The organism is Nocardia jinanensis, assembly GCF_014645735.1.
Taxonomy (GTDB): Bacteria; Actinomycetota; Actinomycetes; order Mycobacteriales; family Mycobacteriaceae; genus Nocardia; species Nocardia jinanensis.
The window spans coordinates 429,268-443,563 of record NZ_BMMH01000002.1 but is presented as its reverse complement, the minus strand read 5'-3'; the positions used below and the strand labels follow the sequence as shown (position 1 = coordinate 443,563).

The 14,296-nt window shown below is 68.9% G+C and carries 14 protein-coding genes; 8 read left to right on the top strand and 6 right to left on the bottom strand.

The genetic code is table 11. The features are described 5' to 3' along the window. Positions 1 to 19: 19 nt before the first annotated feature. Positions 20 to 2,224 (bottom strand): RNA polymerase recycling motor ATPase HelR, encoded by a 2,205-nt coding sequence (helR, locus tag IEY68_RS06560; RefSeq protein ID WP_189094091.1) that lies wholly within the window; start codon positions 2,222 to 2,224, stop codon positions 20 to 22. A gap of 466 nt (positions 2,225 to 2,690) precedes the next feature. Further along, a complete protein-coding gene (locus IEY68_RS06555) occupies positions 2,691 to 3,527 on the bottom strand; it encodes a helix-turn-helix transcriptional regulator (RefSeq protein ID WP_058856224.1) in 837 nt (278 codons plus the stop codon). 101 nt (positions 3,528 to 3,628) lie between these two features. Here IEY68_RS06555 and IEY68_RS06550 point away from each other — a divergent pair, with 101 nt between their 5' ends. Next, positions 3,629 to 4,180: a YceI family protein gene (locus IEY68_RS06550; RefSeq protein WP_058856319.1), complete on the top strand. Its 552-nt coding sequence runs from the start codon at positions 3,629 to 3,631 to the stop codon at positions 4,178 to 4,180. Between the two features lie 309 nt (positions 4,181 to 4,489). Here IEY68_RS06550 and IEY68_RS06545 read toward each other — a convergent pair whose 3' ends face one another. Beyond that, a complete protein-coding gene (locus tag IEY68_RS06545) occupies positions 4,490 to 5,089 on the bottom strand; it encodes a chloramphenicol phosphotransferase CPT family protein (RefSeq protein ID WP_058856223.1) in 600 nt (199 codons plus the stop codon). Positions 5,090 to 5,191: 102 nt separating this feature from the next. Then, positions 5,192 to 6,058 carry an SDR family NAD(P)-dependent oxidoreductase gene (locus IEY68_RS06540; protein WP_058856222.1) on the bottom strand — a complete coding sequence of 289 codons (867 nt, stop codon included), beginning with the start codon at positions 6,056 to 6,058 and terminating at the stop codon, positions 5,192 to 5,194. A 45-nt stretch (positions 6,059 to 6,103) separates the two neighbouring features. Here IEY68_RS06540 and IEY68_RS06535 point away from each other — a divergent pair, with 45 nt between their 5' ends. From IEY68_RS06535 to IEY68_RS36720, 4 genes are all read left to right on the top strand, one after another. Beyond that, positions 6,104 to 6,562, top strand: a complete 459-nt coding sequence (locus tag IEY68_RS06535) for a MarR family transcriptional regulator (RefSeq protein ID WP_058856221.1) — start codon at positions 6,104 to 6,106, stop codon at positions 6,560 to 6,562. Positions 6,563 to 6,750: 188 nt separating this feature from the next. Continuing rightward, positions 6,751 to 8,430 carry a dihydroxy-acid dehydratase gene (ilvD, locus tag IEY68_RS06530; protein WP_058856220.1) on the top strand — a complete coding sequence of 560 codons (1,680 nt, stop codon included), beginning with the start codon at positions 6,751 to 6,753 and terminating at the stop codon, positions 8,428 to 8,430. Between the two features lie 96 nt (positions 8,431 to 8,526). Next, positions 8,527 to 9,759 carry a cytochrome P450 gene (locus IEY68_RS06525; RefSeq protein ID WP_058856219.1) on the top strand — a complete coding sequence of 411 codons (1,233 nt, stop codon included), beginning with the start codon at positions 8,527 to 8,529 and terminating at the stop codon, positions 9,757 to 9,759. A gap of 165 nt (positions 9,760 to 9,924) precedes the next feature. After that, positions 9,925 to 10,059 (top strand): hypothetical protein, encoded by a 135-nt coding sequence (locus IEY68_RS36720; RefSeq protein ID WP_267886592.1) that lies wholly within the window; start codon positions 9,925 to 9,927, stop codon positions 10,057 to 10,059. A 6-nt stretch (positions 10,060 to 10,065) separates the two neighbouring features. Here IEY68_RS36720 and IEY68_RS06520 read toward each other — a convergent pair whose 3' ends face one another. Further along, positions 10,066 to 11,178 carry a fatty acid desaturase family protein gene (locus IEY68_RS06520; RefSeq protein WP_082681551.1) on the bottom strand — a complete coding sequence of 371 codons (1,113 nt, stop codon included), beginning with the start codon at positions 11,176 to 11,178 and terminating at the stop codon, positions 10,066 to 10,068. A gap of 324 nt (positions 11,179 to 11,502) precedes the next feature. Here IEY68_RS06520 and IEY68_RS06515 point away from each other — a divergent pair, with 324 nt between their 5' ends. Together IEY68_RS06515 and IEY68_RS06510 are read left to right on the top strand one after the other, a co-directional pair. After that, complete coding sequence (locus IEY68_RS06515; RefSeq protein WP_058856218.1) at positions 11,503 to 11,808, top strand: hypothetical protein; 306 nt, start codon at positions 11,503 to 11,505, stop codon at positions 11,806 to 11,808. Positions 11,809 to 11,921: 113 nt separating this feature from the next. Next, positions 11,922 to 12,803, top strand: coding sequence for an LLM class flavin-dependent oxidoreductase (locus IEY68_RS06510; protein ID WP_058856217.1), 882 nt, complete (start codon positions 11,922 to 11,924; stop codon positions 12,801 to 12,803). A gap of 13 nt (positions 12,804 to 12,816) precedes the next feature. Here IEY68_RS06510 and IEY68_RS06505 read toward each other — a convergent pair whose 3' ends face one another. Next, positions 12,817 to 13,167: a cupin domain-containing protein gene (locus IEY68_RS06505; RefSeq protein WP_199804983.1), complete on the bottom strand. Its 351-nt coding sequence runs from the start codon at positions 13,165 to 13,167 to the stop codon at positions 12,817 to 12,819. Between the two features lie 70 nt (positions 13,168 to 13,237). Between IEY68_RS06505 and IEY68_RS06500 the strand changes: the two genes are divergently transcribed. After that, the gene (locus IEY68_RS06500) at positions 13,238 to 14,212 is read left to right on the top strand and encodes a GlxA family transcriptional regulator (RefSeq protein WP_058856216.1); all 975 of its coding nucleotides are present in this window, start codon (positions 13,238 to 13,240) and stop codon (positions 14,210 to 14,212) included. The last annotated feature ends 84 nt before the right edge of the window (positions 14,213 to 14,296 follow it).

The following is a 14,296-nucleotide window of genomic DNA, read 5'->3' as shown; positions in this document are numbered from 1 at the left end:
ACCGGGCCGGGCCTCGTGATCACCGCGCGATTCGCTGATCTCCGGCCGATCGCGGTGCACCGGAATCGGTCAGTCCGTCCAGCGCCGTCGGCAGCGGCTGCCGGTGCAGGACGCCGAGCCGCTGGGTGGCGCGGGTGAGCGCGACGTACAGCTCGGCCGCGCCACGCGGGCCGTCGGCGAGGATCCGCTCCGGCTCCACGACCAGTACGGCGTCGAACTCCAGGCCCTTGGTCTCCGACGCCGCGACCGCGCCGGGTACATCCGGCGGTCCGATCACGATGCTGGTGCCCGCACGATCCGCTTCCTCGCGTACGAATCCCGCTACGGCAGCGGGCAATTCGTCCTCGGAGACCTGCCTGGACCACGGCCGGACACCGCAGGCGCGGACCGATTCCGGCGGCTCGGCCTCGGGCGCGAAGTCGGCCAGCACCGCGGCCGCGACGGTCATGATCTCCGCGGGGGTGCGGTAGTTCACCGTCAGTGACCGGTATACCCAGCGACCCGGCACGTACGGCTCCAGCACCGAATCCCACGACCGCGCCCCGGCCGCCGACCGCCGTTGCGCGAGATCGCCGACGACGGTGAACGATCGGCCCGGGCATCGTCGCATCAGTACCCGCCAATCCATCTCGGACAGTTCCTGCGCCTCGTCGACGACCACGTGCCGGTAGGTCCAGCTCCGGTCGGCGGTCGCGCGTTCGACGAGTTCGCGGGTATCGCGTTCGAGGAACCGATCGGCCAGATCCTCGGCGTAGAGCAGGTCCTGGGCGAACAGATGGTCCTCGTCGTCCATCATGTCGGTGCGGTCGATCATGATGTCCAGTACGCCCGCCGCGTACTCGGCTTCGGCCCGGCGTTCGTGTGCGATGGTCTGTTCGTCCGAATCGCCGCCACCCAGCAGATCGGCCAGCTCGTCGAGCAGCGGTACGTCCGAGACGGTCCAGGCCGCGCCGTCGGTGCGCAGCAGCAGCCGATCGGCGCCCGCCGCGCGCAGCCGGTCGGGGGAGGTGTACAGCGTCGCCAGCAGGGTCTCTGGTGTGAGCACCGGCCAGAGCAGGTCCAACGCGCGGGTGAACTCGGCGTTCTCCGCGAGTTCGGCGATCAGATCCTTGCGCAGGTCCTCCCACGCTTCCTTGTCCGCGCGCGTGATCCAGCCCCGCCCGATCCGGGCGATCGCCCGTTCGGTGAGGACGTAGGTGACGATCTCGCGGAACATCGCGCGGGCGTCGTTGTGCGGTAGCCCGCTCCCGCGAGCCTCCTCGCGGGCCCATTCGGCGGTTCCGGCGTCGATCCGCACGGTGATATCGGCGAGTTCGATGGGCAGCGGCTGCTCCGGCAGGCGCTGCCGATCTCTGATCGCGGCCGCGAGCACCTCCAGGATCCGCAGTGAACCCTTGATCCGCGCCACCTCCGGAGCGTCCTCGGCCGTTACGCGCAGACCGGGGACGAAATCGCCGGTGGTCGTAAAAACCACGTCGGACTCGCCGAGTGAGGGCAGCACCCGGCCGATATGGTTCAAGAACGCCGGATTGGGTCCGACCACGAGCACACCGTGGCGCTCGATCCGTTCTCGCTGGGTGTAGAGCAGATATGCGACACGGTGCAGCGCCACCACCGTTTTTCCGGTGCCCGGGCCGCCCTCGATCACCAGCACTCCGGGGTGGTCCAGCCGGATGATCTCGTCCTGTTCGGCCTGGATCGTGGCGACGATATCGCGCATACCCTCGCCCCGCGGCGCCGCGACCGCGGCGAGCAGGGCCGCATCGCCGCGCTCGTCGCCACCGGGCCGGCCCAGCACCTCGTCGCTGAACTCGACCACTCGGCGCCCACGGGAGTGGAACTGGCGGCGGCGCCGCATGTTCTCGGGGTTGGCGGCGGTCGCGGTATAGAAGGCCCGTGAGGCCGGAGCTCGCCAATCGAGCAACATCGGTTCGTATTCGTTCGCTTCGTCGAACAGGCCGATGCGTCCGATATAGAAGGTTTCCCCCGTTTTCGAGTCCAACCGTCCGAAACAGAGCTTGTTGTCCGCCACGTCCAGCCGCTTCACCTCCCTGGCCAGCGCTCGGACCTCGGCGTCACGCTCCAGCAGTGTGGTCCCGTTCCCGCGCAGAGCGGCGTGGTACTTCCCTTTCGCCAGCGTGCGTTCGGCATCCAGCCGTGCGTAGAGCCCGTCCACATAGTTCCGTTCGGACCGCAGCTCGTCTTCGTACCCCTGTTCCGACACATGCCCTCACTTCGTTCGACGATCGCTGCCCTTGTACGGCGCCCGGCCGTACTTCCCGCCTGTGCGCTCGACGATTCTGCGGTATGACCGGGGCCTTGCCGCAAGGCCCCGGGTCCGCTATATATTGATGATGGAAAGGGCTGGAAAAGTCCTTCCGTTGATTCTGGTCGGCGCATCCCGCCGGATACGAATTCGAATTGCCCGAAATTCGTTCGAACGGTGTGCGCCGTTCCGCAGCATCGGCCACGCGGGATCCCGCATTCGTTTACTGAGCGGCGCGTTGTGTCGGTCGGCCGTACCTGCGGGAACTCAGCGCTTCAGGTGCCCGGTGGCGTTCGATTCGATCAGCCGCGTTCGAGTCGCGCGGCCTGGAACTTCGACAGCGCGGCGTGCCGCTCGTGAACTGGATCGGCCTCGGGCCGAGCGCGCGTCCACCGTGATACAACACACCTTCCCGGCGAGAAGGTCACTGCCCAGCGGCTCGCGGGGGTACCAGCCGTAGCGCCTGGGCGGATTCGGGCGCCCGGGCGACCAGCCACACCACCACGCTCTGCTCCCGGTCGCTCTCCAGACTCTCGAACGGTACGTCGACCGCACCCAGGCCCGGATGGTCGAAGCGCAGCGTCGGCGTGACCGGGCGCCCCGCCCCCTGGGGGCGCCAGCGCGCCGCGAATTCGGGGGTCTTGTGCAATGCGTCGATGGTCTCCCGCAAGCCGGCATCGCCGGGCCAGCGCAGACTCGCGCGGCGCAATGTCTCGGCGAAGGTATCGGCGGCCTCGGTCCAGTTGCGCAGGACCTTGCGTGCCATCGGATGCTGATAGACATAGCGGGCGAGATTCACCTCGTCCCGGTTGTCCAGGAGACCCAGCGGCGTGACGAAATCCTCCCAGGCCGCATTCCAGCCCAGGACGTTCAGACGCCTGCCCAGTACGAACGCCGAGGTGGGTGCCAGCGCCCGCAGCACGGTTTCGATCGTCTCGGGAACATGTTCGGACTCGTCGGTCGTCTCCGGGCATCTGGCCTCGTGGGTGCTGGTCAAGGCGAGCCAGCCGAAGGTGCTGCGCTCCCGCTCGTCGAGCAGCAGCGCCGTGGCCAGCGCTTCCACCACCGCGATCGAGGGATTGGTATCGCGGCCCTGTTCGAGCCGGGCCAGGTAGTCGGCACTGACACCGGCGCGCACGGCGACCTCCTCACGCCGCAGCCCTGGGGTGCGGCGGCGGCCGCCCGCGGGCAGCCCGATATCACCGGGTCGCAGTTCGGCGCGGCGTCTGACCAGGTACTCCGCGAATGCGTTACGGGCCATCCCACCATCGTGCCCTGTTCCGGCCCGCGCAGCCGCGCCTTGTCAGGTCCAGGATAAAGGGGGTCTGGTAAACCGGGCCCGGCCCCGCGATGGTCGATGACATGACCACACCACCGGAAACCTCCAGATCCACCACTGCCCTGCGCCCCGGCGACTGGGCGCTCGACACCGCGCACTCCTCGGTCGCCTTCACTCTCCGCCATCTCGGCATCGCCAAGGTACGCGGCGGATTCACCCGCTTCGAGACGGAGTTCGTGGTGGACGAGTCCGGCGCCGCCACCATCGGCGCGACCATCCACCTCGACTCGTTCGACACCGGCAATCCCGACCGCGACGCCCATGTGCGGACCGCCGATTTCCTCGATGTCGCCAACCGTCCCACCCTGACATTTCGCGCCGTCGCGCCGGTCCGCGTCGCCGAATCGTTCACCGTGGCGGGAGAAGCCACCCTGGGCGGGGTCACCCGGCCGGTCGTCCTGGATGCCGAGTGGGGCGGTATCGGTGATTTCGGCCCCGATGGCGAACGCCACGCCGGGTTCTCGGCGACCGGCACCATCAAGCGCACCGAATTCGGTGTCGGTGGCCCGTTGCCCGGGATGTTGAGCGACGCCGTCAAGGTCGAACTGGAGATCCAGCTCATCGAGCCGAAGTAGGCCGGCCCCGGTATCGAAGTATTGCCGGCGGGCCGGACGCAGTACACGCCCCGGCCCGCTCCGGCGTGGTCCTCGGCGGGAGACCGGCTGTGCTGCGTTATCTTCGCCCTGCTCGGGCGGGTCGATCCGGCGACCACGCGATAACAGCTGGAGAACCGGCGCGACCACACGACAGGAGAACTCGCGGTCCGCCGGTTTCCCGGCGGCTGTTCCTCTCTCGACGAGTGTCCGCGCGAGATCGCGGATCTCATCTCGGCGGCAATCGTGGCGGGCGGTGGTACGAGGTCCTGACCGGGCGGTTCGGTACTGTCAGAGCACAGTGCGCTCTTGTCGCAATACGGCCCGGGCCAGTTCGGCGGGAGTACCCGTGGTCGTATCGACCACCGTGTCGTAGGGGTAGCCGTGGTCGTGGACCGTGTGCAGATGTCCACGGGCCAAACCGATCGGGTGCCCACGATCTCGTTCCCGCCGTTCGGCGACGGCGGGCGGGCAGATGACGCGGACGAGCTGAACGTCCAGCCCGGTCAGCGCATCCAGCCATATCGGTAGGAGGTCGGGAGTCAGCAACATCTCATCGACGATCAGATGATCGCCGCCGTGCGCGAACGAGGCGGCCGCGGTACACGCCGAGCGCAACATCCGTCGCCCGGTCGGGCCGTAACGGATGACCACCAGCGGACGACCGTCCGCGTCGTGGCCGGTCCGGTCGTACCAGAATCCGTCGCGGCTGAGCGGACCGTCGCGCCCACCGCCCCAGTTCGGAGGCACCAGCCCGAACAGCGTGTCGATTCCCCAGTAGACGAACGGAATATCGCTCTCGTCCTGAACAGCCCGAGCCAGGGTGGTCTTGCCGGTGCTCGATGTCCCGTTCAGGAAGATGACCCGCGCCGGTGACTCGGTGCTCTGCATCGGCCCACGTTATCGCTTCGGCCGCCAGGGGCCCGAAGGGCGCAGGACGGAACATGGCTCGTCGCGAACCGTTTCCGTGGGCCGGTGGTTCACCCCGCCCGATCACATTCCGCGGGTGAACCGTTCGCTCCGCCCGGCCAGCGCGCGCTCCGGGAGGACAGTGTCGACCAGAGCGGCCATCCGCCCCAGCAGCGGTCCGACGTACGGCGGGCGGGCGGTGAGGGTCCGGCAGACGACCTGCGCGCCCTGCTCGGGCGTCAGGGCCGCGGTATCGCGGTACCGCGCATTGGGTGCGAGCATCGGAGTGCGGACCAGCGGCATGTAGACCGAACTGAAATGCACATCGTCGGAAAGGGTTTCGGCGTGCAGACTGGCGGCGAGCGAATCCAGCGCCGCCTTCGAGGCGACATAGGCGCTGTATCCCGGACCGCCGAACAGGTTCGCCACCGACAGGATATTGACGATATGGCCCGATTGCCGCTCGCGCATGCCCGGTAGTACGGCGAGCATCAGCCGCAGGGCGGCGAAATAGTTCAGCCGCATGGTGCGCTCGAAATCGTGGAACCGGTCATAGGATTCGTCGAGCCGACGGCGGATGGATCGGCCCGCGTTGTTGATCAGGATGTCCACACCGCCGTGCTCGGCCAGTATCGCGGCGACCGCGCCGTCGAGCGCGTCGAAATCGTTCAGGTCGCCCGGGTGCACGGTGGCCGTACCGCCGTCCCTCCGGATCTCCGTGGCCACCTGCTCGAGTTCCGCTTCTCGCCGGGCGACGAGTGCGACCCGCGCCCCCGCCCCGCCGATACGTAAGGCCGCGGCTCGGCCGATCCCCGAGGACGCTCCGGTGATCAGCACGGTCCGCCCGGCCACCACTTCGGGCAGCGCGGGACGGCGACGCAACCGGGGGAGCCCGAGATGGGTGTCCAGGCCGTGGCCGACTTCGTAGAGCAGGCGAGACACTCCATGCATAGTGATGGATCATAATTTATATGACTAGAGATGTATATTGCCGGGATGGATGCTGCCAGCCTGCACCTGGTCGCCCGGCGCCTGCGGGCGATCGCGTTCGTCGCGACCGGTAACACGGGCCGGCGGCGGATTCCGCCGAGCGAATACGCCGTTCTCGAGGATGTCGCGCTGCATCCGGGATCGTCGATTCGCGATATCACCGAGCGGACGGCCATTACACAGAGCCTGATCTCGCGCATCGTCGCCCGTTTCCGCGACCAGGGCCTACTGACGACCGCGCCCGACCCGGCCGACGGCCGCCGCGTGCTGATCACCGTGGAACCCGGCGTCGCCGAGGAGGTCTTCCGGGCGCGCGGGCGGGCGCCGATCGAATTCGCCCTGGGCAGCGAACTTCCGCATCTGTCACCGGAGCGGCAACGCCGGGTGGTCGAGTTGCTCGACGAACTGGAAGCGCTGATGGACACAAGCGGGACGAGTGCTCGTGCCGAGACCGGCGCCGGGTGAGGATCCCGGCGGGGAGCCGGCCGGATCGCGGATCCAGGCCCGGCGTGGGTAGCCCCGGATCCGAAGCGTCGCCGCCGCGGTGGCGGGCGAAGGGAAGGGAAGGGAGCGTTCGCCGGGCGTGGTCCGGTCGTGTTCCGGGGCGGTTGGAGGATGATGGCCCCGTGGCTTCTGAACCGAATGTTCCCGATATGAAACCCCGCAGCCGCGATGTCACCGACGGGCTGGAGAAGACGGCGGCGCGCGGAATGCTGCGCGCGGTCGGTATGGGCGACGACGACTGGGGGAAGGCCCAGATCGGGGTGGCCTCCTCCTGGAACGAGATCACGCCGTGCAACCTGTCGCTCGATCGGCTCGCCGGCGCGTGCAAGGACGGGGTGTTCGCGGCCGGTGGATTCCCGATGCAGTTCGGCACCATCTCGGTCTCCGACGGTATCTCGATGGGCCACGAGGGGATGCATTTCTCGCTGGTCTCACGTGAGGTGATCGCCGACAGCGTGGAGACGGTGATGCAGGCCGAACGGCTGGACGGGTCGGTACTGCTGGCCGGCTGCGATAAATCCCTGCCCGGCATGCTCATGGCGGCGGCCCGGCTGAACCTGGCGAGTGTGTTCCTCTATGCCGGCTCGATCCTGCCGGGTATCGCGAAGCTGTCCGACGGCAGTGAACGCGAGGTGACCATCATCGACGCGTTCGAGGCGGTGGGTGCCTGCTCTCGCGGTCTCATGAGCCGGGCGGACGTGGACGCGATCGAGCGGGCCATCTGTCCGGGCGAGGGCGCGTGCGGCGGTATGTACACCGCCAACACCATGGCGAGCGCGGCCGAGGCCCTGGGTATGTCGTTGCCGGGTAGCGCGGCGCCGCCTGCCACGGATCGTCGCCGCGACGGATACGCGCGCCGCAGCGGCCAGGCGGTGGTCGAACTGATCCGGAAGGGGATCACCACCTCCGATATCCTCACCCACGAGGCGTTCGAGAACGCGATCGCGGTAGTGATGGCCTTCGGTGGGTCCACCAACGCCGTATTGCACCTGCTGGCGATCGCCCACGAGGCCGGGGTGGCCCTGAGTCTGGACGATTTCGCCCGGGTCGGCCGACGCGTCCCGCATCTGGCCGATGTGAAACCGTTCGGCCGGCACGTGATGACCGATATCGACCGGGTGGGTGGTGTCCCGGTGCTGATGAAAGCGCTGCTGGACGCCGGACTGCTACACGGTGACTGTCTCACCGTCACCGGCCGGACGGTGGCCGAGAACCTGGCCGATATCGCGCCGCCGGACCCGGACGGCAAGGTCGTGCGCGCCCTGTCCGCGCCCATCCACCCGACCGGCGGGATCACCATCCTGCACGGCTCACTCGCCCCCGGTGGCGCCGTGGTCAAGTCCGCCGGTTTCGAATCCGATGTCTTCGAGGGCACTGCCCGGGTTTTCGACGGCGAGCGGGCCGCGATGGATGCCCTGGAGGACGGGACCATATCGGCGGGGGATGTGGTGGTCATCCGGTACGAGGGACCCAAGGGCGGCCCCGGTATGCGGGAGATGCTCGCCATCACGGCGGCGATCAAGGGCGCCGGTCTCGGCAAAGATGTGCTGCTGCTGACCGACGGACGTTTCTCCGGCGGAACCACCGGTCTGTGCGTCGGCCATGTGGCCCCGGAAGCGGTCGATGCGGGACCGATCGCGTTCGTCGGCGACGGCGACCGGATCCGTCTCGATGTGGGTGCGGGAACGCTGGACCTGCTGGTCGAACCCGCCGAACTCACTCGCCGGGGTGAGGGCTGGGTTCCGCTGCCGCCCCGGTACACGCGCGGGGTGCTCGCCAAGTATTCGAAGCTCGTGGGTTCGGCTTCGTACGGGGCCGTATGCGACTGAGGCCGTAGTCGATTCGGCGGCGGCCGCGGTCCGGCCGCCGCCCCCGGGGGTACGCTCGGCGCGGACGCTCCGAGACACCACGAACCGGGGGTGACCATGACGACGACAACCGCGAACACCGTGGGCGGACTGATGTCCGCCCTCACTACACCGGCCGGGCAGGCCGATCCCTATCCGCTGTACCGGGAGTTACGCGAGCTCGGTCCCGCCGCCCACACCCCGGACCGGACACTCGTGGTCAGCGGTTACCGGCTCGCCTCCACACTGTTGCGCGACCACCGGTTTCTGAAACGTCCGGAACACGGCCTCGCCGTCAGTGGATTTCCGGACTGGCGTGATCACCCCGGCCTGCGACTGATGTTCACCAGCATGCTCGTGCGCAACCCACCCGATCACACCCGGCTGCGCCGACTGGTATCCGGCGCTTTCACCGCGCGCCGGGTGGCCGGGCTGCGCCGCGCGATCACCCGGACCGTCGAACGCCTGCTCGGTGATCTGGCGGGTACCGACCCGCTGGATTTCATCGACGCGTTCGCGTTTCCGTTGCCCGTCACCGTGATCGGTGAGTTGCTCGGGGTGCCCGAAGCCGACCGGCTCCGGTTCCAGCCGCTGGTACGGGACTGGGCCGGTGTGCTCGATCTGCTGGACGGCCCGGCCGTCGCCAAGGCCGACGCCGCGGCCGACGAGATCAGTGACTACCTGCGTGATCTGGCCGCGCAGCGGCGGCGCGAACCCCTGGACGATCTGCTGTCGGCCTTGGTCGTACCGGCGGCCGACGGTGCGCGCCTGGACGACGACGAACTGATCACCATGGCGGCCCTGCTGTTCGCCGCCGGTTTCGAAACGACCACCGGACTGCTCGCCAACGGTCTGGTCGCGTTGCTCGAACATCCGGAGCAGGCGTCGCTGTTGCGGGACGACCCCGAGCTGGCCGGTCCGGCCACCGAGGAGCTGCTGCGCTATGACTCACCGGTACAACTGCTCACCTCCCGCACCGCGTCGGAGGATCTGCACAGCGGGGGCTTGGCACTGTCGGCCGGACAGCGCGTTGTCATTCTGCTGGGCGCGGCCAACCGCGATCCGGACGTCTTTCCCGAGCCGGACCGCCTGCGTCTGGACCGCGGTGGCGAACCGCCGTTGTCGTTCGGTGGCGGTGTGCACTACTGCCTGGGTGCACCGCTGGCCCGGCTGGAAGCCCAGATCGCCCTTCCCGCCCTGCTGCGTGCTTTCCCGGAACTGACGCAGGCCGGGCCGCCCGTCGCCCGAAAGGGTCTGGCTCTGCACGGCCTGACCGCCCTGCCCGTTCTCGCAGGGGTGCGTGCGGCATAAGGCGCCGCGCCCTACGCCTCCGGCCGCACTGCGTAACGCACCGCCGGCCGTCCGCGCCACTGCCGACCGTCCCGACGGCTGCGCCGGACCCGAGGTGTCCGGGGTCGCGCCCGTGAGTCGATGGGTTCCGAATCCAGGATGCCGACAGCGGCGCAGACTGCGGCCATGCCAACGGACCCGGTAGCGACAAGGGTCCATGCTCTTCGGGAAGGGCTGGCCCGTACTCCGCAATCCCAGCGGGTCGCGTCCGCGCTGGGCTTCCGGGAACTCGGCGCCCAGCTCCGCGTCGGCCCGAGTTGAGCTCGCCTATTGTCCGGCGTGGGCGCCGATTCGGTCTTGCGGCGACGAGTCGTCCGCCCCGGGCCTGGTGTGCTGCCCGACTGCGTGCAGGTGCCCCAGTGCCTGGGTGTAGGAGCTGATCACACCGGTTTCGTAGTAGGGCACTTCGATCTCGGCGCAGTACTGCACGACGATCGGCTGGGCCCGGCGCAGGTTGGGCCGGGGCATGGAGGGGAACAGATGATGTTCGATCTGGTAGTTGAGGCCGCCGAAAGCCGTATCGGTGACCAACCCGCCGCGGACATTGCGTGAGGAGAGAACCTGGCGGCGCAGATAGTCCGTGGAATCGCCGGCCGGGAACACCTCCATACCCTTGTGGTTGGGCGCGAACGTGCTTCCCATGTAGAGGCCGAACAGGCCCTGTTGTAAGGCGATGAATCCGATGGCGGGCAGCGGGGGCAGTACCAGGAAGACGATGCCGAGGTATCCGGCGGCGTGTGCGATGAGCGTTGCCGCCTCGACGCCCCGGCGGGAGATATCGCCCCGTACGATCGCCCGCACACTCGAGAAGTGCAGACTTGCGCCCTCGAGGAGCAGCATGGGGAAGAACAGCCAGCCCTGGTAGCGGAAGACGAGCTTGCGCAGTCCGCGGCCCGCACGCGCCCGGGCACTCGAATGCGCCAGCACTCCCATGATGTCGGGATCGGCATCCTCGGTATTGGGATGTGCGTGATGCCGGTTGTGATTGCTCGTCCACCAGCCGATGCTCACTCCGATGGCGAGGTTCCCGAAGAGCAGGCCCAGCAGAAAGTCGGCGCGCCGGCTGCCGGCGATCTGCCGGTGGCCGGCGTCGTGGCCGAGGAACGCGAACTGGGCGAAGACCGCGGCCAGGAACGCGGCGGTGGCGAGCTGCCACCACGAGTCGCCGATCAGTACGAACGCCGTCCACCCGGCCGCCAGGGCCAGCAGGACGGCACCACCCTTCCAGACGTAGTACCAAGGACGCCGGTCCAGCAGGCCCGCGTCGCGAACGCGCCGCAACAGCACCGCATAATCACTGTGCCGCGGGGTGCGTGCCGGAGCCGCGGGGACCTCGATCCGGTCGGCAGGAACATCGTGGGTGGCGGCATTTGCCGTCATTTCGTCACCGATCTGTGCACAGGTGTCGTTTCACCGGTAGACGGTCTGTCGCCGCGCGGGCCCCGCCGTCCATGCCGACTCTCGCCCTCACCCTACCCGGGCTCCGGTCGCCCGGTCGCCCGGCCTGCGCGATCCGCGGGAGACGAGCGCCGCTCGGGGTGGCGGCGATCGCGTCACTAAGGGTTCGGTCGTCCGCAAACGACCCACGGACCAGCCGGATCCCCGGCAGATGCCGTCCCCGGTTGCCGGACGTTCGCAGTGGCGGCCGAGATCTGTTGCAGGGTAGCCTCTTCTGCGGTATTGCGATGATTCCGGGGAGGAACCATGTTGTTCATATCGGCGGTGGTAGTCGCGCTCGTCGGCCTCATCCTCACCGATCTCTTCGGGTTCGCGGTGGGCGGCTGGTTGTTCGTGATCGCCGTGGCGCTGCTCGTGACCGCCACGGTGCGCAGATTCCGGCAGAACCGGGCTCCGCTGCGGGCATCCTCCCGATCGGCCGGTGCGGCCGGCGCCGCCGGAGCGGGCGGTTGGTACGTCGGAAGCGGGGGCGGCGGCAGTGAGAGCAGTGGCGGGGACAGCGGTGGGGGAGGTTGCGGGGGCGGCGGTGGCGGCTGCGGCGGGGGTGGCTGAGCACGTCCGAAGGGTGGCGATCGAGCGCTGAATCGGTTATTCCTCCGGGATCCGGGGCGGCCGAACTAGAACCTGTTCTTGCGAAGCGCCTCGGGTTGCCCGATGCTGGGGCTATGGATATCGGGATCGCATTACCCACTATGTGCCGGGGGTACGACAGGGCAGCCACCCTCGACTGGTGCCGCCTCGCCGAGCAGGGGCCGGTCGCCAGCATCTCGTGTGGTGAGCGGATGGCATTCCACAATCCGGAGATGTGGACGACTCTCGCCGCCGCCGCCGCGGTCACCGAACGGGTGCGGATATTCGCGAACCTGTCCGTGCTGCCGGCGCATCCGGTGGCGCTGGTCGCCAAACAGGCCGCGACGCTCGATGTGTTGTCCGCCGGGCGATTCACCCTCGGTGTCGGGGTAGGCGGCCGGGGCGACGACTATCGCAGTCTGGACTCGGGATTCGAACGCAGGCACGATCGGCTGGATCGCGCGGTGGCCGAGCTGCGCGCGCTGTGGGCAGGTGATCTGGTGGTGGAAGGGGGCGCCCCGATCGGGCCGCCGTGTGTCCGGCCCGGTGGGCCACCGGTGCTCGCCGGTGCGCTCGGGCCGAAATCCCTCGCCCGCGCGGCGCGCTGGGCCGACGGGGTAGTGGCGTTCAGCGTGGGCGGGGTCCCGGGGGAGATCCAGTGGTCCGCCGATGCCGCGCGCCGCGCCTGGACCGAGGCGGGCCGCGATTCGCCGCGTCTGGTGAGCGGCTGTTTCTACACCCTCGGCGTCGCGGAACCGGACACCGTACTGCGCGATTTCACGGCCGAATACCTGGGATTCCTCGGCGGCGAGGCGGCCGCGGGTGCGGCCGCCTCGATGAAGACCTACGACGCCGAGACGTTGCATCGCACGCTGGATGCGGCCGAAGCCGCCGGACTCGACGAGTTCATCCTCGTACCCGGCGCCGCGGAACTCGGTGTGCTGGAAGAGACGCTGGAACTGATCGCCTCCCGCTGAGGCGCGGGGGCGATCAGCCTTCGGGATAGAAGAGGAACAGCACACAGCCCGTCACGCTCTGCGGTATGTGCCAGGAACGGGCCGGTGCGTGGATGAACGACCCGGCCGGATAGTCGCGGACACCGTCGTTGAAGGTGCCGGAGACCACGAACACCTCCTCCGGCCCGGGTCGGTGCACATCGATGCCTTCCCACCGGCTGCCGGGTGCCATCTCGAGAACATGTGCCGAGGGGCCATCGGAAATGGACCAGAGCGAGCGCAGGCGGATACCGGGAAACAGGTCCCGAACGGGTGCGCCGGCAACGGACGACCAGGCGTAACCGGTCATGGTCGGTCCGTTGTCGGGATGCGGGGTGACGGTCATCAGCCCAGCATGCTGAGTCGATACCGGAGCTACCAGTGTCAGGAAAGTCATTCTGAGGTACTTTTCTGCCATGACCGATCCGTGGGCCACCTCCGATGGGCGCCCTCGCGTCGCCGCCCTGGTGACGGCACCGCAGGCTCCGTTCGAACTCGGTTGCGCGGCGGAGGTGTTCGGTACTCCGCGCGAAGGGCTGCCCGGCCGCTACGACTTCCTGGTCTGCACCGAACATCCGGGCGAGGTGGCGACCACCGCCGGGTACACGATGCGGGTGACGGCGGGCCTCGAGGTCCTCGAGACCGCGGATACGGTCGTGATCCCCGGATGGCTGCCGTATACCGCGCAACTGTCACCGGCGATACTGCGAGCGTTGTGCCGGGCCGCGGAGCGGGGAACCCGCCTGGTCTCGATCTGCACGGGTGCCTTCGCCCTGGCGCAGACGGGCCTGCTCGACGGACGGACCGCGACGACCCACTGGGCGCGCGCCGACGAACTGCGGACCCGGTTCCCCCGCGTGCGGGTGGAACCCGGTGTGCTGTACGTCGACCACGGCGATATCGCCACCAGCGCGGGTGCCGGTGCCGGTATCGACCTGTGCCTGCACCTGGTGCGTACAGACCACGGCGCGTCCTATGCGGCCGAACTCGCCCGGCATATGGTCATGCCACCGCACCGGGAAGGGGGACAGGCGCAATTCGTACCCGCGCCGGTCACCTCGCACACCACCGGTGAATCCGTCGCCGCCCTGTTGCACTGGAGTATCGCCCACCTCGGCCGGCCGATCACGCTGTCCGATCTGGCAGCGCGGGCTGGAGTCTCCCCGCGAACCCTGGCCCGCCGCTTCGAGGAACAACTCGGCACCAGCCCGGGGCGCTGGCTGCTGACCCAGCGGGTCACCGCCGCTCGTGAGCTCCTCGAGGAGACCGATCTACCCGTGGAGGCCATCGCCGCGCGGGTCGGGCTCACCTCCGCCACCAATCTGCGGCGGCGGTTCCATACGCTGCTCGGCACCACTCCGGCGGCATACCGGCGCGCCTTCCGCGGTTGACGCGGCACTGACGACCGGCCGATTCCACAGGCGGGAAGCCGGGTTCGAGCCGCGGCTGGGCTAGGCTGGGGCCGCGCCCGACAG

Bases quoted from the DNA above. Each gene is read 5' to 3' on its own strand.
- IEY68_RS06550 (WP_058856319.1), top strand. From the start codon at position 3,629: ATGACCACACCACCGGAAACCTCCAGATCCACCACTGCCCTGCGCCCC.
- IEY68_RS36720 (WP_267886592.1), top strand. From the start codon at position 9,925: ATGCCAACGGACCCGGTAGCGACAAGGGTCCATGCTCTTCGGGAAGGG.
- IEY68_RS06545 (WP_058856223.1), bottom strand. From the start codon at position 5,089: ATGCAGAGCACCGAGTCACCGGCGCGGGTCATCTTCCTGAACGGGACA.
- IEY68_RS06510 (WP_058856217.1), top strand. From the start codon at position 11,922: ATGGATATCGGGATCGCATTACCCACTATGTGCCGGGGGTACGACAGG.
- IEY68_RS06505 (WP_199804983.1), bottom strand. From the start codon at position 13,167: ATGACCGTCACCCCGCATCCCGACAACGGACCGACCATGACCGGTTAC.
- IEY68_RS06540 (WP_058856222.1), bottom strand. From the start codon at position 6,058: ATGCATGGAGTGTCTCGCCTGCTCTACGAAGTCGGCCACGGCCTGGAC.
- IEY68_RS06500 (WP_058856216.1), top strand. From the start codon at position 13,238: ATGACCGATCCGTGGGCCACCTCCGATGGGCGCCCTCGCGTCGCCGCC.
- IEY68_RS06525 (WP_058856219.1), top strand. From the start codon at position 8,527: ATGACGACGACAACCGCGAACACCGTGGGCGGACTGATGTCCGCCCTC.
- ilvD (WP_058856220.1), top strand. From the start codon at position 6,751: ATGAAACCCCGCAGCCGCGATGTCACCGACGGGCTGGAGAAGACGGCG.
- IEY68_RS06555 (WP_058856224.1), bottom strand. From the start codon at position 3,527: ATGGCCCGTAACGCATTCGCGGAGTACCTGGTCAGACGCCGCGCCGAA.
- IEY68_RS06535 (WP_058856221.1), top strand. From the start codon at position 6,104: ATGGATGCTGCCAGCCTGCACCTGGTCGCCCGGCGCCTGCGGGCGATC.
- IEY68_RS06520 (WP_082681551.1), bottom strand. From the start codon at position 11,178: ATGACGGCAAATGCCGCCACCCACGATGTTCCTGCCGACCGGATCGAG.
- IEY68_RS06515 (WP_058856218.1), top strand. From the start codon at position 11,503: ATGTTGTTCATATCGGCGGTGGTAGTCGCGCTCGTCGGCCTCATCCTC.